Raw genomic sequence first — 17430 nt, forward strand, 5'->3', positions numbered from 1 at the left:
CCGCCCGGGCCCCGGCCCCCTGTCGGCGGCGGGTCACCTGGTCCAGACCGGCGCGACCGTCCTGCGGTAGCCACGTCCGAAGATCCCGACCAGCACCGCCCGGACCGGCTTCGGGACCGTCCGGTCGAGAGCGGCGCGCTGCTGCGGCGTGGCGCCGTCGAGCAGCCAGGCGAGGAAGCGGCCGCTCCAGGCGGCGCTGCCCTGCCTGCGGAACTCCTGCGTCATCCCGACGATCGCCGGGTGGTCGTGGTGGGCGAGGTAGACGGGTTCGATCTCCGCCTCCTCGTGGTCGAGGTGGGTCGTCGTGACCTCCCGCAGCCGCACCACCGCGGCCTGCGCCCGCGTGGCCGTGGCCATGTCGGGCGTGCGCACGAGGACGGCCAGCGCCTCGTCGGCCGCCGCCAGGGCACTGGCCATCGCGTCGTGCTCCTCGTCCATCGTGGCGAGCAGGTCACGGCTCACCCCCACCCGCTCGAGCGCCGGCCACGCGATCTCGTGCTCGCCCGTGTGGTGGTCGTGCAGCTGCTCGCGGAAGTTCGTCCAGGCCGTCCGCAGCTCCGCCGCGCGCGGCCGGTCACCCACGCGGAAGGAGTCGAGCGCCTCGACGAACCTGTCGAGGTCCCGGCGCACGGCGCCGTGGATGACCGCGTTCGTGCTCATCGTGGCTGCGTCCATGCCGTCGACTGCAAGGACCTCGCAGGACGTTGGGGATCCCCCGGATCGGGGGTCTGCCGACCCACCCGGGCCTCGTGCACGCCCTCGTGGAACCATCCTCCCGTGACCCTTGCGGCAGTACTGATGGACATGGACGGCACGCTGGTCGACACCGAGCCGTACTGGATCGCGACCGAGTTCGAGCTCGCCGAGCGGCACGGGGGGACCTGGTCGCAGGAGCACGCCCTCAACCTCGTCGGCAACGACCTGCTGGAGTCGGGGCGCTACATCCGCGAGCACATGGGCATCGACCTCGAGCCCGCGGAGATCGTCGAGGAGCTGCTCGACGGCGTGGTCGCCCGGGTCGAGCACGAGGTGCCCTGGCGCCCCGGGGCGCGCGAGCTGCTGCTCGAGCTCTCCGAGGCCGGGGTGCCCTGCGCGCTGGTCACGATGTCCTACCGGAGGTTCGTCGACCCCGTGCTGAGGCGGCTCCCGCGCGACACCTTCGCGGCCGTCGTCACGGGCGACGTCGTCACCCAGGGGAAGCCGCACCCGGAGCCCTACCGACGGGCCGCCGCCGACCTCGGGGTCGCGCCGGGGGAGTGCCTCGCCATCGAGGACTCCAACACCGGGGCCCGGTCGGCGGTCGCCGCCGGGTGCCCCGTCCTGTGCGTCCCCCACCACGTCCCGGTCCTCGCGGGACCCGGTCGGGTCTTCGCCGACTCACTGGTCGATATCGGTTTGGAAACGTTGCGCGAGCTGCGTGTTTCAGCGCGTGACGGCATGCGGCCTCCTGAGTAATGTCGCGGGTCTGTCCGGCCGCTCGGCCGGACGCGACTTGCGAAGGGTGATGAGTTGCAGATGAGATCCAAGGGACGGATGCGCCTGGCCACTGCCGGGCTGGCGGCGGCAGCCCTGGTGCTGGCCGGCTGCGCCGAGAGCGAGCGGTCCGACGACGGTGAGGGCAACGAGGGCGCCGGCGGCGGCACGTTCGTCTTCGCGGGAGCGGCCGAGCCCGAGCTCCTCGACCCGGCCTTCGCCTCCGACGGCGAGACCTTCCGCGTGGCGCGACAGATCTTCGAGGGCCTGGTGGGCACCGAGCCCGGCACCCCCGACCCGGCCCCGCTGCTGGCCGAGAGCTGGGAGAACTCCGAGGACGGACTCGAGTACACCTTCCAGCTGCGCGAGGGCGTGAAGTTCCACGACGGCACCGACTTCGACGCCGAGGCCGTCTGCGCCAACTTCGACCGCTGGTACAACTTCCCCGAGTCGGTCCAGAGCGACGACTTCGCCTACTACTACGGCAAGCTCTTCCGCGGCTTCGCGACCGGTGAGAAGAAGGGCAAGGGGATCTACGACGCCTGCGAGGCCTCCGGGGACCTCGAGGCCACGATCAGGCTGAACGAGCCGTTCGCCGGCTTCATCGCCGCCCTGTCGCTGCCCGCGCTGTCGATGCAGAGCCCCACCGCCCTGGAGAAGTACCAGGACGACGCTGCTCCCAACGTCAACACCACGGAGTACTCCACGGCCCACCCGACGGGCACCGGCCCCTTCGTCTTCGACTCCTGGGACCGCGGCAACCGCGTGACCCTCAAGCGCAACGACGACTACTGGGGCGAGGTCGCCAAGGTCGACACGGTGCAGGTCGTCGCGATCAGCGACCCCGCCGCCCGGGCCACCGCGGTCCAGAACGGCGACGTGGACGGTGCCGACCTGATCGGCCCGGCCGACATCCCGGGCCTCGAGGACGCCGGCATGCAGGTGATCCCGCGCGACCCCTTCACGGTGCTGTACCTGGGCATGAACCAGAAGCAGAAGCCGTTCGACGACATCAAGGTCCGCCAGGCGATCGCGCACGCGATCGACAAGGAGGCCGTCGCGGCCGCCTCGCTGCCCGAGGGCACCGAGATCGCGACCCAGTTCATGCCGCAGAGCGTCAACGGCTGGAACGACGAGGTCACCGAGTACGAGTACGACCCCGACCGGGCCAAGCAGCTCCTCGAGGAGGCCGGCGTGGCCGGCACCACCGTCGAGTTCAACTACCCGACGGGCGTCTCGCGGCCCTACATGCCCGCACCCGAGGACACCTTCAACGTGCTGCGCTCGCAGCTCGAGGCCGTCGGCCTGAAGGTCAAGCCGGTCGCGGACGTCTGGACGCCGGACTACCTCGACAAGGTCACCGGCAGCGCCGACCACGGCCTGCACCTGCTGGGCTGGACGGGTGACTACAACGACTCCGACAACTTCGTCGGCGTCTTCTTCGGCGGCGAGACCGACGAGTTCGGGTTCACCAACCAGGAGCTCTTCGACAAGCTGACCGAGGCGCGCGGCGTCCCGACCCTCGAGGAGCAGACCCCGCTCTACGAGGAGATCAACGCCGACGTGATGGAGTTCCTGCCGGCCGTCCCCCTGGCCCACCCGGCGCCCTCGCTGGCGTTCGGTGCGGACGTGGAGGGCTACCAGCAGAGCCCCGTGAACGACGAGGTCTGGAACCAGGTGACGGTCGGCTGACCGTCCCCTCCGACCCCTACCTCTTCCCCGTCCGCGGGGTGGAAGGCTGACTGATGCTGCGCTTTGTCCTCCGGCGGCTGGCCCTCATGGTGCCGGTGCTCGTCGGACTCTCGATCCTGCTGTTCGCGTGGGTCCGGGCCCTGCCCGGTGACCCCGCGCGAGCGCTGCTCGGCCAACGAGCAACGCCGGAGGGCATCGCGCGCGTCAACGAGCTGTACGGCTTCGAGGAGCCGCTGCTCCAGCAGTACCTGACCTACGTCAAGGCGTTGCTGACCGGAGACTTCGGCCGGTCGATCAAGACCGGCCAGCCGGTCGTGGAGAGCTTCATCGAGAAGTTCCCCGGCACCGTCGAGCTGGGCCTGACGGCCCTGCTCCTCGCCGTGGTGGTGGGCGTGCCGCTGGGCTACTACGCCGCGCGCCACCAGGGCCGGACCCTGGACACGTTCATCGTGTCGGGATCGCTGGTCGGGGTCGTGACGCCGGTGTTCTTCCTCGCCATCCTGCTCAAGCTCGTCTTCGCCGACTGGCTCGACGTGCTGCCGACCAGCCTGCGCCAGGACGCCCGGATGGACGCGACCCACATCACCAACTTCTACGTGCTCGACGGGATCATGACGCAGGAGTGGGACGCCGCGTGGAACGCCGCCGTCCACCTCGTCCTGCCCGCGGTCGCGCTCGGCACCATCCCGCTCGCGATCATCGTGCGGATCACCCGCGCCGCGGTCGCCGACGTCCTCAACGAGGACTACGTCCGCACGGCGGCCAGCAAGGGCCTGGCGTCCCAGGTCGTCTCGCGGCGGCACGTGCTGCGCAACGCCCTGCTCCCGGTGGTGACGACGATCGGCCTCCAGGCCGGGCTGCTCTTCTCCGGCGCCGTCCTCACCGAGACCGTCTTCGCCTGGAACGGCATCGGGAAGTACCTCTTCGAGGCGATCGGCCAGCGCGACTACCCGGTCCTGCAGGGCTACATCCTCTTCATCGCCGTGATCTACGCGCTGATCAACCTCGCCGTGGACGTGGCCTACGGCGTCATCGACCCCCGGGTGCGTGTCCAGTGACCATCCCCCTGCCTCCCGCCGAGCCGACCGGCGACCTCCTCGTCCCGCTCGACGACGAGCCCGGCGTCGGCTTGTGGCGTGCCGCCTGGCGCCGGCTGCGCCGCAACCCGACCGCCATCGTCGGCGCGGCGATCGTCGGGCTCTTCGTCCTCGTCGCGATCGCCGCCCCGCTCCTCACGCCGTACCAGCCGGGCACCGCCCAGTGGTCGGGGCAGGTCACGCCCTCGAGCGTCCCCGGGCCGAGCGACGCCCACTGGCTGGGCCTGGACCGGTTCGGCTCCGACCTCGCGACGCAGATGCTGTACGGCGCCCGCCAGTCGCTGCTGTACGGCATCGTCGCGACCGCGATCGGCCTCGTCCTCGGCACCGCCCTGGGCGTCCTGGCCGGCGGCGCTGCGTCGGTCGGGGGCCGGGTCGGGGGCTGGATCGACAACCTGGTGATGCGGCTGGTCGACATCATGCTGTCGGTCCCGAGCCTGCTGCTCGCGGTGAGCATCGCGGCGGTCCTCGGCCAGAACCCGTACGCCGTGATGATCGCCATCGGCGTCGCCCAGGTGCCGATCTTCGCGCGCCTGCTGCGGGGCTCGATGCTGGCCCAGGGACGCTCCGACTACGTGCTCGCGGCCTCTGCGCTCGGGCTGCGCCGCCGGCGCATCGTGATGGGCCACGTGCTCCCCAACTCCCTCGGCCCGACGATCGTCCAGGCGACCCTCAACCTCGCCACGGCGATCATCGAGGTCGCCGCGCTCTCGTTCCTCGGCCTCGGCCAGCCCGACCCCGCCGTCGCGGAGTGGGGCCGGATGCTCGTGGCTGCCCAGGACAGGTTCCAGGTGGCGCCGCTGCTGGCCATCCTGCCCGGAGCCGCCATCGCGATCACGGCGCTGGGCTTCACCCTCTTCGGCGAGGCGCTCCGTGAGGCCCTCGACCCCAGGAGCCGTCGATGACCACGACCACCACGCCCCGTCCCGCGGGCGCCCGTCGGGCCGCGGGTGACCAGCCGCTGCTGCAGGTGCGCAACCTCAGCGTCGAGTTCGGCCTCAAGGGCCAGAAGCGCGTCCGCGCCGTCGACGAGGTCTCCTTCGACATCCACGCCGGCGAGCACGTCGGCCTCGTGGGCGAGTCGGGCAGCGGCAAGTCGGTGACCTCGCTGGCGGTGATGGGCCTGCTGCCCAGCCGCGGCGTCCACGTGAGCGGCGAGGTGCTCTACCGCGGGCAGAACCTGCTGGAGCAGTCGCCCAAGCAGCTGTCGCGGCTGCGCGGCCGCGAGATCGCCATGGTCTTCCAGGACCCGATGACCTCCCTCAACCCCGTGATCCCGGTCGGCCTGCAGCTGACCGAGGTGATCCGCCGGCACCAGGACGTGAGCCGCAAGGCGGCCCAGAGGCGGGCCGTCGAGCTGCTGGACCAGGTCGGCATCCCCGACCCCGCCCGCCGCGTGGGGGAGTACCCCCACCAGCTCTCCGGCGGGATGCGGCAGCGCGTCCTCATCGCCATCGCCCTGGCCTGCGGACCCAAGCTGCTCATCGCCGACGAACCGACCACGGCGCTCGACGTGACCATCCAGGCCCAGGTCCTGGAGGTCCTCAAGGAGCTCGTGGCCGAGACCGACGCCGCGCTGCTGATGATCACGCACGACCTCGGCGTCGTGGCCGGCCTCTGCGACCAGGTCAACGTCATGTACTCCGGCCGGATCGTGGAGTCGGCCGAGCGCGGACCGCTCTTCGCGACCCCGCGCCACCCGTACACCGGCGGACTGCTGGACAGCATCCCGCGCCTGGACTCCCCGCGCGGCTCGCGGCTGACGCCGATCCCGGGCTCGCCCACGCAGACGATCCCGTGGTCCGAGGGGTGTGCCTTCGCGCCGCGGTGCCAGAACCGGGTCGAGCGCTGCACGGCCGAGCCGCCCGCGCTGCTCGCGGGCGAGGACCGGCTCCTGCGCTGCTACAACCCCCTGTCCTCGACCGGGCCGTCCTCGACCGGGCCGTCCACGACCGCCGAGGAGGCGACCCCATGACCGAGCCGCTGCTCCGTGTGGAGGGGCTCAAGGTCCACTTCCCGATCCGCGACGGGCTGCTCCTCAACCGCCAGGTCGGTGCGGTGAAGGCCGTCGACGGGGTCGACCTCGAGATCGGCGCCGGTCGCACGCTGGGGCTCGTCGGGGAGTCGGGGTGCGGCAAGTCGACCCTCGGGCGCGCGGTCCTCCGCCTCGCCCCGGTCACCGAGGGCAGGGTGGACTTCGACGGCACCGACGTGGCCTCGCTCAAGGGCGAGGAGCTGCGGCGGATGCGCCAGGACATGCAGATGGTCTTCCAGGACCCCCTGGCGAGCCTCAACCCGAGGCAGTCAGTCGAGACCATCCTCACCGAGCCGCTCCGGGCCCACGGGATCGCGTTCGACCGGCGCACCCGCGTCCGCGAGCTGCTCGAGCAGGTCGGGCTGCCGGCCAGCGCCGCACGCAAGTACCCGCACGAGTTCTCCGGCGGACAGCGACAGCGCATCGGGATCGCCCGGGCGGTCGCGCTCGAGCCGCGCCTGGTGATCGCCGACGAGCCGGTCTCGGCGCTCGACGTCTCCATCCAGGCCCAGGTGCTCAACCTGCTGGAGGACCTCCAGGAGCAGCTCGGGCTGACCTACCTCGTCATCGCCCACGACCTCGCCGTGGTGCGGCACGTCTCCGACGAGGTGGCCGTCATGTACCTCGGGGGGATCGTCGAGCAGGCGTCCTCCGACGACCTCTACCGGAACCCGCTGCACCCCTACACCAAGGCGCTGATGTCGGCGGTCCCCGTCCCCGACCCGCACGTCGAGGCCACGCGGGAACGGATCCTGCTCCAGGGGGACCTGCCGTCCCCGGCGGACCCCCCGACCGGCTGCCGCTTCCACACCAGGTGTCCGTTCCGCCAGGAGACCCGCTGCGACACCGAGCGCCCGCTGCTGCGCGTGGTCGAGGGCTCGGAGGCCGGCCACCGCGTGGCGTGCCACTACGCAGAGGAGATCGCCTCGGGGCGGATCACCCCCCGCGAGGTGACCCCCGAGGAGGCGGCCTCCTGAGGCTCCTCCGGCTGCGGCACCTCGGGTGCCGACGTCGTCAGGCGGGCGGCCGTCTCCCGGGGTCGGGCAGCGGCGGGGGAGTGCCGCCGAACTCGGGGCAGAGCGACTGGTGGCTGCACCACGAGCACAGCGCGCTGCGCCGTGGGCGCCAGTCGCCCGTCCGCGTGGCCTGGTCGATCGCCGCCCAGATCGCGAGCGCCCGGCGCTCCGTGGCCAGCAGCTCGGCCTCGTCGGGTGCGTGCCGCAGGATCTCGCCGCTGCCGAGGTAGACGAGCTGGAGCACGCTCGGGACGACTCCCCGCGCCCGCCAGAGAAGGAGCGCGTAGAAGCGCAGCTGGAAGAGCGCCGCCGCCTCGAACCCGGGGTGCGGGGCGCGGCCGGTCTTGTAGTCGACCACCCGGACCCGGCCGTCGGCGGCGACGTCGAGCCGGTCGACGATCCCGCGCAGCACCAGGCCCGAGTCGAGCGGCGCCTCGAGGTAGGCCTCGCGCTCCGCGGGCTCCAGCCGGACCGGGTCCTCCAGGCGGAACCAGGCGTGCACCGCGTCGACGCAGGTGCGCCACCACGCGTCGAAGGCGCTCGCGTCCGGTCCGAAGAGGTCGGCCAGGCGACGGTCCTGCTCGACGAGCCAGCTCCAGGCCGGGGTGAGCAGCTCCTCGGCACGGGCGGGGGTCCGGGCGGCCGCCGGATCGTCGAAGAGGAGCTCCAGCACGCGGTGCACCAGGGTCCCGCGCGTCGCCTCGGGCGTGGGCTCGTCGGGGAGCCCGTCGACCACCCGAAAGCGGTAGCGCAGGGGGCAGGAGGTGAAGTCGGCGGCGCGGCTGGGCGACAGGGTGCCGGTCACGGTGCTCTCCATGCCGTCGACCCTAGGCTCCGCCGCCGACAGGACCTGGCCGCGCGGCCCGCTCGGCTAGGGTCTGGACGTGAGCGAGCCCCCGATCCGTCCCGCGTCCCCGACGCCTGGGCGGCGGCGGCCCGGCACCGTGCGGATCGGGCGGGTGGCCGGCGCCGACGTCCTCGTGGGCTCCTCGTGGTTCGTCGTGGCCGCCATGATCGCCGTCCTCGTCTCCCCACGCGTCGAGCAGGTCGAGCCCGGGCTCGGGCCGTGGAAGTACGTCGCCGGGCTGGCGTTCGCGGTCGTCTTCTACCTGTCCATCCTCCTGCACGAGGCCTCCCACGCCCTCGTCGCGCGACGGTTCGGACTGGGGGTCGGCTCGATCACGCTCCACTTCCTGGGCGGCATGACCGAGATCGAGGGCGAGTCCCGCTCCGCCCGCGAGGAGTTCTGGATCGCGGTCGTCGGGCCCCTGGCCTCGCTGGCCGTGGGCGGGGCCGCGCTCGGCCTGTGGTTCGTCACCCCCGACGGCCTGCTCCGGGTCGCGGTCGAGGGGCTGGCCGGGGCGAACCTGCTCCTGGGCGTGCTGAACCTCGTGCCCGGCATGCCGCTCGACGGGGGCCGGGTCCTCAAGGCCGTGGTCTGGCGGGCGAGCGGCAGCGTCCACACCGGGGCGGTCGCCGCCGGGTGGGGCGGCCGCGTCGTGGCGGTGCTCGTCCTGTCGTGGCCCGTCTGGCAGTCCGAGCTCCTGGGCGTGCGCCCCGACCTCCTCGACTACCTCCTGGTCCTCCTGCTCGGCGGCTTCCTGTGGGCGGGGGCGACGGCGTCGCTGATCCAGGCGCGGCTGCGCCGCCGGCTGCCGGCCCTGGTGGCCCGACCGCTGGCCCGACGCGCCGTGACGGTGCCACCGGGCCTGCCGCTGGCCGAGGCGGTCCGACAGGCCCAGGAGGCGCGAGCCGGCGGCATCGTGACGGTGGCGCCCGACGGACGGCCGCTCGGCATCGTGAGCGAGGCGGCCCTGCTGGCCACTCCCGAGGAGCGACGACCCTGGATCCCCGTCGCCGACCTGACCCGGGAGCTGACCGCTGAGACCACGCTCCCGGTCGACATCGCGGGGGAGCAACTGGTGGAGGCGATCAGCCGGCACCCCGCCCCGGAGTACCTCCTCGTCGACGCCTCCGGCGCCGTCCACGGCGTCCTCGCCACCGCCGACGTCGATCGCGCCTTCCGGAGCGTCGCCCACTAGGGTTCCGGCCATGCCCGAGACTCACCCCTCCCACGCTCCCGACGTCCCCGCCGAAGCCTGGTCGGGCGTGCACCGCGGTCCGCTCCGGGCCGGCGAGTGGGTGCGGCTGCTCGACCAGAAGGGTCGTCGTCACAACTTCGAGCTGGTCCCGGGCAAGAGGTTCTTCTCCAACCGGGGCCACCTCGACCACGACGACCTGATCGGACGCGAGGAGGGGTTCACCATCGCCTCCTCCGCGGGCGGCGAGTACCTCGTGTTCCGCCCCCTGCTCTCGGAGTTCGTCGTCTCGATGCCGCGCGGGGCGGCCGTCGTCTACCCCAAGGACGCCGCCCAGATCGTCTCGTCGGCCGACGTCTTCCCCGGGGCCCGGGTGGTGGAGGCGGGCGCCGGCTCGGGCGCGCTCACGTGCTCGCTGCTCCGCGCCGTCGGCCCGCACGGCCGGGTCACCAGCTGGGAGCGGCGCGAGGAGTTCGCCGACGTCGCCCGCCGCAACGTCGAGCAGTTCTTCGGGGGCGCCCACCCCGCCTGGGACCTGCGCCTCGGCGACCTGGCCGAGGAGCTGCCGGCCGCCACCTCGGCGCCCGACGAGAAGGTCGACCGCGTCATCCTCGACATGCTGGCGCCCTGGGAGTGCGTGGACGCGGTCGCGGGCGCGCTGGTGCCCGGCGGCATCGTCTGCGTCTACGTCGCGACCACCACCCAGCTCTCCCGCGTCGTGGAGACGCTGCGCGCGCACGGCGAGTTCACCGAGCCGCAGGCGTGGGAGAGCCTGGTCCGCGACTGGCACGTGGAGGGCCTCGCGGTCCGCCCCGGCCACAAGATGATCGGCCACACGGCCTTCCTCGTCACCGCGCGACGGATGGCCCCCGGGGAGCGCCCGCCCAAGAAGAAGCGCAGGCCGGCGCCGGGTGCCTACGGGGTCGACTACACCGGGCCGCGCCCGGCCGACCTGCCGCCCCAGGTCGCCGAGGAGCCGCTCGACCCGTGACACGCCCACGCGGGCGCGTGGTCGCGCCGGGGGCGCCCGTGCCCGGATCGTGACCGACACATCTGGATAAGGACTTCCGATCCGTGGCGCCATGGGTAGTGTCACGAAGCAGGAGGTGACGCACATGTCGTTCTCGGAAGGTGTGGCGGGGCCCGGCCCCGACGAGCTGGCCCGGCACGCGCGAGCGCTCGAGCAGGAGGTCGCCGACCTGCGGCGCAGGCTGGCCGAGACCCCCGGCCACGGCCCGGCCCGCGGCCTCGAGCTGCGGCTGGCCGAGACCGAGCGCTCGCTGGCGGCGGTGACGAGCCAGAACGAGCGCCTCGCCCAGACGCTGCGCGAGGCGCGCGACCAGATCCTCAAGCTCAAGGACGAGGTCGACCGGCTGGCCCAGCCCCCGGCCGGCTTCGGCACCTTCCTGCAGCGCAACGAGGACGACACGGTGGACGTCTTCACCGGCGGTCGCAAGCTCCGTGTCAACGTCAGCCCGGCGGTGCCGGTGGAGGAGCTGGTGCGCGGCCAGGAGGTGATGCTCAACGAGGCCCTCAACGTGGTCGGTGCCCACGGCTTCGAGAAGGTCGGCGAGGTGGTGATGCTCAAGGAGCTCCTCGAGGACGGCGCGCGCGCCCTGGTCATCGCCAACGCCGACGAGGAGCGCGTCGTGCGCCTCGCTCAGCCTCTGCTCGAGATGCACCTGCGCGCGGGCGACTCCCTGCTGCTGGACAGCCGGTCGGGCTACGCCTACGAGAAGGTGCCGAAGTCCGAGGTCGAGGAGCTCGTCCTCGAGGAGGTGCCCGACATCGCCTACGAGTCCATCGGCGGGCTGGTCGCCCAGATCGACGCGATCCGGGACGCCGTCGAGCTGCCCTACCTGCACCCCGAGCTCTTCCTGGAGCACAAGCTCAAGCCCCCGAAGGGCGTGCTGCTGTACGGCCCGCCCGGCTGCGGCAAGACGCTGATCGCCAAGGCGGTGGCCAACTCGCTGGCCAAGAAGGTGGCGGCGCGGACGGGCGCCGAGGGGAAGTCCTACTTCCTCAACATCAAGGGTCCCGAGCTCCTCAACAAGTACGTCGGCGAGACCGAGCGCCACATCCGGCTGGTCTTCCAGCGGGCCCGCGAGAAGGCGAGCATGGGCACCCCGGTCATCGTCTTCTTCGACGAGATGGACTCGCTGTTCCGCACCCGCGGCTCCGGCGTCTCCTCCGACGTGGAGAACACCATCGTCCCCCAGCTGCTGAGCGAGATCGACGGCGTGGAGACCCTGGAGAACGTGCTCGTCATCGGCGCCTCCAACCGGGAGGACATGATCGACCCCGCCATCCTGCGGCCGGGGCGCCTCGACGTGAAGATCAAGATCGAGCGCCCCGACGCCGAGTCGGCGCGCGACATCTTCTCCAAGTACCTCACGCCCGACCTGCCGCTGCACGCCGACGACCTCGCCGAGTTCGCCGGCGACCGGGAGGCCTGCGTCAACGGGATGATCCGCGCCACGGTGGAGCGGATGTACACCGAGTCGGAGGAGAACCGCTTCCTCGAGGTCACCTACGCCAACGGCGACAAGGAGGTCCTGTACTTCAAGGACTTCAACTCCGGCGCGATGATCCAGAACATCGTGGACCGGGCCAAGAAGATGGCGATCAAGGACCTGCTGGACCACGACCAGCGCGGCCTGCGCGTCCAGCACCTGCTGCAGGCGTGCGTGGACGAGTTCAAGGAGAACGAGGACCTGCCCAACACCACCAACCCCGACGACTGGGCGCGGATCTCCGGCAAGAAGGGCGAGCGGATCGTCTTCATCCGCACGCTCATCACCGGCAAGCAGGGGACCGAGCCCGGTCGCTCGATCGACACCGTCTCCAACACCGGGCAGTACCTGTGACCGTGGCCGGGGAGGAGGAGCTGGAGCGCAGCGAGGGCGAGGCACTGCTGAGCGCCCGCGCCGAGCTGGGCCCCGGCTTCGAGGCCGAGCTGGTGGACGGCTTCGCGGAGCGGATCGAGCGGGTCGTGCGGGAGCGGGCCGAGGCGGAGCGCCGGCGCCACGACGACGTGGCCCGGCGGGCGGCCGCGGCCGGCCCGCGCCAGCTGGCCCTGGCGATCGTCTCGCTGGTCTCGTTCATCCCCCTCGGCATCACGCTGGGCGTCAACGGGGAAGGCTTCGCCCTCCTGGTCACCCTGGCCGCGATCGTGGCGGTCAACCTCGCCCACGCCTGGCAGAGCCGTCCCTCCTGAGACGTACGGTGGGCTCATGAGCGTACGACGGGTGATGGGCACCGAGGTGGAGTACGGCATCTCGGTGGCCGGGCACCCCCAGGCCAACCCGATGGTGGCGTCCTCGCAGGTGGTCAACGCCTACGCGACGTCGACCCTGAAGGCGCGGCGTGCCCGGTGGGACTTCGAGGAGGAGTCGCCCCTGCGCGACGCGCGCGGCTTCGACATGTCGCGGCAGGTCGCCGACGCCAGCCAGCTCACCGACGAGGACATGGGGCTGGCCAACGTCATCCTCACCAACGGAGCGCGGCTCTACGTCGACCACGCGCACCCGGAGTACTCCACGCCCGAGGTCACGACCCCGCTCGACGTCGTCCGCTGGGACAAGGCGGGCGAGCAGGTGATGCTGGACGCCGCCCTGCGTGCCCGCCAGCTGCCCGGCGCGCCCGAGATCCTCCTGTACAAGAACAACACCGACAACAAGGGCGCCTCCTACGGGGCGCACGAGAACTACCTCATGCGGCGCTCCACACCCTTCGCCGACATCGTGCGCCACCTCATCCCCTTCTTCGTCAGCCGCCAGGTGGTCTGCGGCGCCGGCCGGGTGGGGATCGGGCAGGACGGCCGCGGCCACGGCTTCCAGGTCAGCCAGCGGGCGGACTTCTTCGAGGTGGAGGTCGGCCTCGAGACGACCCTCAAGCGCCCGATCATCAACACTCGCGACGAGCCGCACGCCGACCCGGAGAAGTACCGCCGGCTCCACGTGATCATCGGGGACGCCAACCTCGCGGAGGTGTCGACGTACCTCAAGGTCGGCACCACGTCGCTGGTCCTGGCGATGGTCGAGGACGGGTTCCTCGCCGGCGACCTGGCCGTGCAGAACCCCGTGGCGTCCCTGCGCGCCGTCTCGCACGACCCCGGGCTGGCCCACCTGCTCACGCTCGCCGACGGCCGGCGGATGACGGCCGTCCAGCTGCAGTGGGAGTACCTCGAGCTGGCCCGCAAGTACGTCGAGGTCACCGCGGGCGGCGACCCCGACCCGCAGACGGCCGACGTGCTGGCGCGCTGGGAGTCCGTCCTCGACCGGCTCGGTCGCGACCCCTTCCTGTGTGCCGCCGAGCTCGACTGGGTGGCCAAGCTCAAGCTGCTCACGCAGTACCGCGACCGCGACGGGCTGGACTGGGACGACGCCAAGCTCCACCTCATCGACCTGCAGTACTCCGACATCCGCCCCGAGAAGGGCCTCTACCAGCGGCTCGTCCGGGCGGGCCGGATCGAGCGCCTGCTCGGCGACGACGAGGTGGAGCGGGCGATGCACGAACCGCCCACCGACACGCGGGCCTACTTCCGGGGCCGCTGCCTGGAGAAGTACGCCGCCGACGTGGCTGCGGCGTCGTGGGACTCGGTGGTCTTCGACGTCGCCGGCCGGGAGTCGCTGCAGCGGGTCCCCACCGGCGACCCGTTGCGTGGGACCAGGGCCCACGTGGGCGAGCTGCTCGACCGCTGCGACACCGCCGAGGACCTCTTCCGCGCCCTCACCGCGCGGCCCTGACCCGGCGGGTCAGGGCGTCTTCTCCAGCTGCTCGAGCTCCTCGAGCTGCTCCTTGGCCTCCTCGATCTTGGCCAGCATCCCGTCGACCTGCTCGAGCTGCCGGTCCATGGCGTCGACCTGCGCCTGGGCGTCGAGGAAGTCGGCGGGGGGCTCGAGCGCGAAGTCCTCGTCGAACCGCCCGTAGCGGATGGTGCCCGCCTGGTTGTCGAAGCCGACGACCCGCGGGACGGGGTCGCGGTGGGCGATCCACACGGCCGGGAACTCGTTGCTCGAGACGCGCACGGTCTCGACGCCGTCGAGCGTCTCCTCGCCCACCAGCTCGACCTCGACGTCGGGGTTGGGCTCCTTGCCGACCTTGGTGCACCGCAGGGTGGCCGCGTTCTTGTCCAGCATCTTCACCCAGATGCCCGACTGGGCCCTGTCGGTGGGGGAGAGCCTGCCGTCCGCCCCGTAGTAGGCACGGTTCGCCAGCCGGTAGGCGTCCTTCTCCTCCTCGAGCAGGACGGTCCGGAGCCGCCCCTCCCCGTTGACCGCCGAGATGGCGCAGCGCCTGCGAGCCAGGTCCAGCTCCATCACCACGAGCTCGGCACCGGCGGTCTCGGGGTCCTCGAACTCGCCGCGCAGCTCGACGCTGCTCACCGCGCCGAGGTTGGTGAAGGCCACGTCGTAGAGCTCGACGAGCTGCTCGTCCGTCCACTCCGACACGTCCTCGGGCAGCTCGACCGTCTCCCCGGACCCGGCCCCGGCTGCAGCCTCGGCGTCGGACCCGTCGTCGCCCGACTCCGCCGCACCCGAGGCGCGCGTCCCCTCCGGCACCTCCTGGTCCGGGTCGTCGCCCCCGCAGGCGCCCAGGAGCAGCGCGGGGACGAGCAGGACGGCGGTCAGGGACGTGCGCTTCATCGGTGGTGCTCCTCGGGTCGTGGACGTCGGACGGGGCTTGCCCGCTCGACGGCGGTTCCAAACCGGCCGGCGCGGTGGTCCTGGGCTATAGAGTCGGCGGCATGGCCCAGGAGCAGAAGCAGCCCCGGAAGTCCACGCAGGACGAGGAGCTCGGCGAGGAGGTCGTCGAGACCGACGTCGCCGAGCGCAAGGACGCCCTCGACGACGACGTCGACGCGATCCTCGACGAGATCGACGAAGTCCTGGAGACCAACGCCGAGGACTTCGTGAAGTCGTTCATCCAGAAGGGCGGCGAGTAGTGACGGACGCGACCCCGCGCCTGCGTCCGGGCTACCTGCAGCCCGGCACGTCGTCGTTCGCCGACTTCCTGGCGGCCGAGGCACCCGACCTGCTGCCCTCCCGCCGTCCGCTGCCCCCCGGCGACGCGGCCCAGCTGGCCCCGCACGGGACGACGATCGTCGCGGCGACCTTCCCCGGCGGCGTCGTCATGGCCGGCGACCGCCGGGCGACCATGGGCAACATCATCGCCCAGCGCGACATCGAGAAGGTCTTCCCCGCCGACGAGTTCTCCTGCGTGGGGATCGCCGGCACGGCCGGGCTGGCCGTGGAGATGGTCCGGCTCTTCCAGGTGGAGCTCGAGCACTACGAGAAGATCGAGGGGACCACCCTCTCCATGGACGGCAAGGCCAACCGGCTCGCCGCCCTGATCCGGGCGAACCTCGGCATGGCCATGCAGGGGCTGGCCGTCGTGCCGCTCTTCGCCGGCTTCGACCTGGCCGCCGACCAGGGACGCATCTTCTCCTACGACGTCACCGGCGGCCGCTACGAGGAGACGGCGTTCCACGCCGTCGGCTCGGGCTCGCTCTTCGCCCGGGGCTCGCTGAAGAAGCTCTACCGCGACGACCTGGACCCCGACGGGTGCGTCACGGCCGTCGTGCAGGCGCTCTACGACGCGGCCGACGACGACTCCGCCACGGGCGGGCCCGACCTCACGCGTCGGATCTTCCCGGTGGTGCACGTGATCACCGCCGACGGGGGGCGCCGCATGCCCGACGACGAGGTCGCGCGGATCGCCGACCGCATCCTGGCGAGCCGGATGGTCCGCCCCGACGGCCCGTCGGCCGAGCTCACGTGACCCGCCGCCCCGCACCCGTCCAGGAGGACCCAGCCCGATGAGCATGCCGTTCTACGTCTCGCCCGAGCAGCAGATGAAGGACCGGGCCGACTTCGCCCGCAAGGGCATCGCCCGCGGTCGTTCCGTGGCGGTGGTGCAGTACGCCGACGGCGTCCTCTTCGTCTCCGAGAACCCGTCCCAGGCGCTGCACAAGGTCTCCGAGATCTACGACCGCATCGCCTTCGCCGCCGTGGGTCGCTACAACGAGTTCGAGAACCTGCGGATCGCCGGCGTGCGCCTGGCCGACGTGCGGGGCTACTCCTACGACCGCCGCGACGTCACCTGCCGAGCCCTGGCCAACGCCTACGCCCAGACGCTGGGCGCCATCTTCAGCAGCGGAGGGGAGAAGCCCTACGAGGTCGAGCTCTTCGTCGCCGAGATCGGGGACTCCGCCGAGCAGGACCAGGTCTACCGGCTGACCTACGACGGCCAGGTGGCCGACGAGCACGGCTTCGCCGTGATGGGTGGCGCGGCCGACGTGGTCGCGGACCACCTGAAGGAGCACTACCGGGACGGTCTGGACCTCGCGGGCGCGCTCGGCGTCGCCGTGGCGGCCCTGGGCCACTCCGAGAACGGTGACCGCGTCATCCCGGTGGGCGACCTCGAGGTCGCCGCCCTCGACCGCACCCGCACCCAGCCGCGCAAGTTCGTGCGGCTGCGCGAGAGCCGGCTCGCCGAGCTGCTGGGAGACCGGCAGCCGGGCCAGCAGGAACAGCCGGGCGAGGCCACACCCCCCGGGTCGCAGGACGCGCCCGTCGCGCCCCCCGTCGCACCTCCCGTCGCACCTCCGGTGGCGCCCCCCGTGGCACCGCCCGCCGACCCCGACCGGGGCTGATCCCTCGCCGGGTGTTTGACCCGCCGCACCCGGGGTATGCCCGGGTGCAGGCACCACCCGCCGCTGCGAGCGGGCGGGTGGACGGAAGGTGAGGGGGACACCGGCATGGGGTTCGAAGTGGTGCAGCAGGACATCCGCGACTCGGCGAAGAAGCTCGCCGAGGTCGCGTCCGGGGTGCGGGGGGCCGACCCCAGCGCCGACGTCAAGGGGATCGCCGATGCCCTGCCCGACAGCCGCAGCGCGGCGTCGGCCGCGACGCTCCAGTCGACCTGGCGTCGGCGGTTCAAGCGCTGGAGCGACGACGCGGAGGCACAGCGCACGGCGCTGGACACCAGCGCCGCCGACTACGACCAGGCGGACCACCTGGCGGACCAGCAGTACCGGATGGCCCGCCGTCGCTTCGAGCCGGAGATGAGGTAGT

General features: G+C 72.2%; 18 protein-coding genes. 15 read left to right on the top strand and 3 right to left on the bottom strand.

Annotated features, from left to right (window positions below):
- Positions 1 to 33: 33 nt before the first annotated feature.
- Positions 34 to 675 carry a hemerythrin domain-containing protein gene (locus DNK53_RS16500; RefSeq protein ID WP_162599989.1) on the bottom strand — a complete coding sequence of 214 codons (642 nt, stop codon included), beginning with the start codon at positions 673 to 675 and terminating at the stop codon, positions 34 to 36.
- A 102-nt stretch (positions 676 to 777) separates the two neighbouring features.
- Between DNK53_RS16500 and DNK53_RS16505 the strand changes: the two genes are divergently transcribed.
- The 6 genes from DNK53_RS16505 to DNK53_RS16530 are packed head-to-tail and all read left to right on the top strand — an operon-like array spanning position 778 to position 7274.
- A complete protein-coding gene (locus DNK53_RS16505) occupies positions 778 to 1455 on the top strand; it encodes an HAD family hydrolase (RefSeq protein WP_239456606.1) in 678 nt (225 codons plus the stop codon).
- A 60-nt stretch (positions 1456 to 1515) separates the two neighbouring features.
- Entirely contained in the window at positions 1516 to 3165 is a 1650-nt protein-coding gene (locus DNK53_RS16510) for an ABC transporter substrate-binding protein (RefSeq protein WP_110183407.1), read from the top strand.
- Between the two features lie 53 nt (positions 3166 to 3218).
- Positions 3219 to 4223: an ABC transporter permease gene (locus DNK53_RS16515; RefSeq protein ID WP_110183408.1), complete on the top strand. Its 1005-nt coding sequence runs from the start codon at positions 3219 to 3221 to the stop codon at positions 4221 to 4223.
- Positions 4220 to 5167: an ABC transporter permease gene (locus DNK53_RS16520; protein WP_110183409.1), complete on the top strand. Its 948-nt coding sequence runs from the start codon at positions 4220 to 4222 to the stop codon at positions 5165 to 5167. The genes DNK53_RS16515 and DNK53_RS16520 overlap by 4 nt, the downstream gene beginning before the upstream one ends.
- Positions 5164 to 6237 (top strand): ABC transporter ATP-binding protein, encoded by a 1074-nt coding sequence (locus tag DNK53_RS16525; protein ID WP_110183410.1) that lies wholly within the window; start codon positions 5164 to 5166, stop codon positions 6235 to 6237. The genes DNK53_RS16520 and DNK53_RS16525 overlap by 4 nt, the downstream gene beginning before the upstream one ends.
- On the top strand, positions 6234 to 7274 hold the full coding sequence (locus tag DNK53_RS16530; RefSeq protein ID WP_110183411.1) for an ABC transporter ATP-binding protein: 1041 nt from the start codon (positions 6234 to 6236) through the stop codon (positions 7272 to 7274). The genes DNK53_RS16525 and DNK53_RS16530 overlap by 4 nt, the downstream gene beginning before the upstream one ends.
- 37 nt (positions 7275 to 7311) lie before the next feature.
- Here DNK53_RS16530 and DNK53_RS16535 read toward each other — a convergent pair whose 3' ends face one another.
- Positions 7312 to 8130 carry a RecB family exonuclease gene (locus DNK53_RS16535; RefSeq protein WP_110183412.1) on the bottom strand — a complete coding sequence of 273 codons (819 nt, stop codon included), beginning with the start codon at positions 8128 to 8130 and terminating at the stop codon, positions 7312 to 7314.
- 67 nt (positions 8131 to 8197) lie between these two features.
- Between DNK53_RS16535 and DNK53_RS16540 the strand changes: the two genes are divergently transcribed.
- The 5 genes from DNK53_RS16540 to dop all read left to right on the top strand — a co-directional run bounded on the left by DNK53_RS16540 (position 8198) and on the right by dop (position 14100).
- Positions 8198 to 9355, top strand: a complete 1158-nt coding sequence (locus tag DNK53_RS16540; RefSeq protein ID WP_239456607.1) for a site-2 protease family protein — start codon at positions 8198 to 8200, stop codon at positions 9353 to 9355.
- A 10-nt stretch (positions 9356 to 9365) separates the two neighbouring features.
- Complete coding sequence (locus tag DNK53_RS16545; protein WP_110183413.1) at positions 9366 to 10343, top strand: tRNA (adenine-N1)-methyltransferase; 978 nt, start codon at positions 9366 to 9368, stop codon at positions 10341 to 10343.
- A gap of 124 nt (positions 10344 to 10467) precedes the next feature.
- A complete protein-coding gene (gene arc / locus DNK53_RS16550) occupies positions 10468 to 12219 on the top strand; it encodes a proteasome ATPase (protein WP_110183414.1) in 1752 nt (583 codons plus the stop codon).
- Positions 12220 to 12221: 2 nt separating this feature from the next.
- Positions 12222 to 12569, top strand: coding sequence for a hypothetical protein (locus DNK53_RS16555; RefSeq protein ID WP_162599990.1), 348 nt, complete (start codon positions 12222 to 12224; stop codon positions 12567 to 12569).
- A 16-nt stretch (positions 12570 to 12585) separates the two neighbouring features.
- Positions 12586 to 14100, top strand: coding sequence for a depupylase/deamidase Dop (gene dop, locus DNK53_RS16560; RefSeq protein WP_110183416.1), 1515 nt, complete (start codon positions 12586 to 12588; stop codon positions 14098 to 14100).
- Positions 14101 to 14109: 9 nt separating this feature from the next.
- On the opposite strand, the gene DNK53_RS16565 is transcribed toward dop, so the two are convergent.
- Complete coding sequence (locus DNK53_RS16565) at positions 14110 to 15000, bottom strand: hypothetical protein (RefSeq protein ID WP_110183417.1); 891 nt, start codon at positions 14998 to 15000, stop codon at positions 14110 to 14112.
- A 101-nt stretch (positions 15001 to 15101) separates the two neighbouring features.
- Between DNK53_RS16565 and DNK53_RS16570 the strand changes: the two genes are divergently transcribed.
- The 4 genes from DNK53_RS16570 (at position 15102) to DNK53_RS16585 (ending at position 17429) form a co-directional block, all read left to right on the top strand.
- Entirely contained in the window at positions 15102 to 15299 is a 198-nt protein-coding gene (locus DNK53_RS16570; RefSeq protein ID WP_110183418.1) for a ubiquitin-like protein Pup, read from the top strand.
- Positions 15299 to 16135: a proteasome subunit beta gene (prcB, locus tag DNK53_RS16575; RefSeq protein ID WP_110183419.1), complete on the top strand. Its 837-nt coding sequence runs from the start codon at positions 15299 to 15301 to the stop codon at positions 16133 to 16135. The genes DNK53_RS16570 and prcB overlap by 1 nt, the downstream gene beginning before the upstream one ends.
- 37 nt (positions 16136 to 16172) lie before the next feature.
- Complete coding sequence (gene prcA, locus DNK53_RS16580) at positions 16173 to 17009, top strand: proteasome subunit alpha (protein ID WP_110183420.1); 837 nt, start codon at positions 16173 to 16175, stop codon at positions 17007 to 17009.
- Positions 17010 to 17114: 105 nt separating this feature from the next.
- A complete protein-coding gene (locus tag DNK53_RS16585) occupies positions 17115 to 17429 on the top strand; it encodes a hypothetical protein (protein ID WP_110183421.1) in 315 nt (104 codons plus the stop codon).
- The last annotated feature ends 1 nt before the right edge of the window (position 17430 follow it).

Origin of the sequence: Nocardioides solisilvae, from assembly GCF_003194625.1 — a bacterium.
Classification (GTDB): Bacteria; Actinomycetota; Actinomycetes; order Propionibacteriales; family Nocardioidaceae; genus Nocardioides; species Nocardioides solisilvae.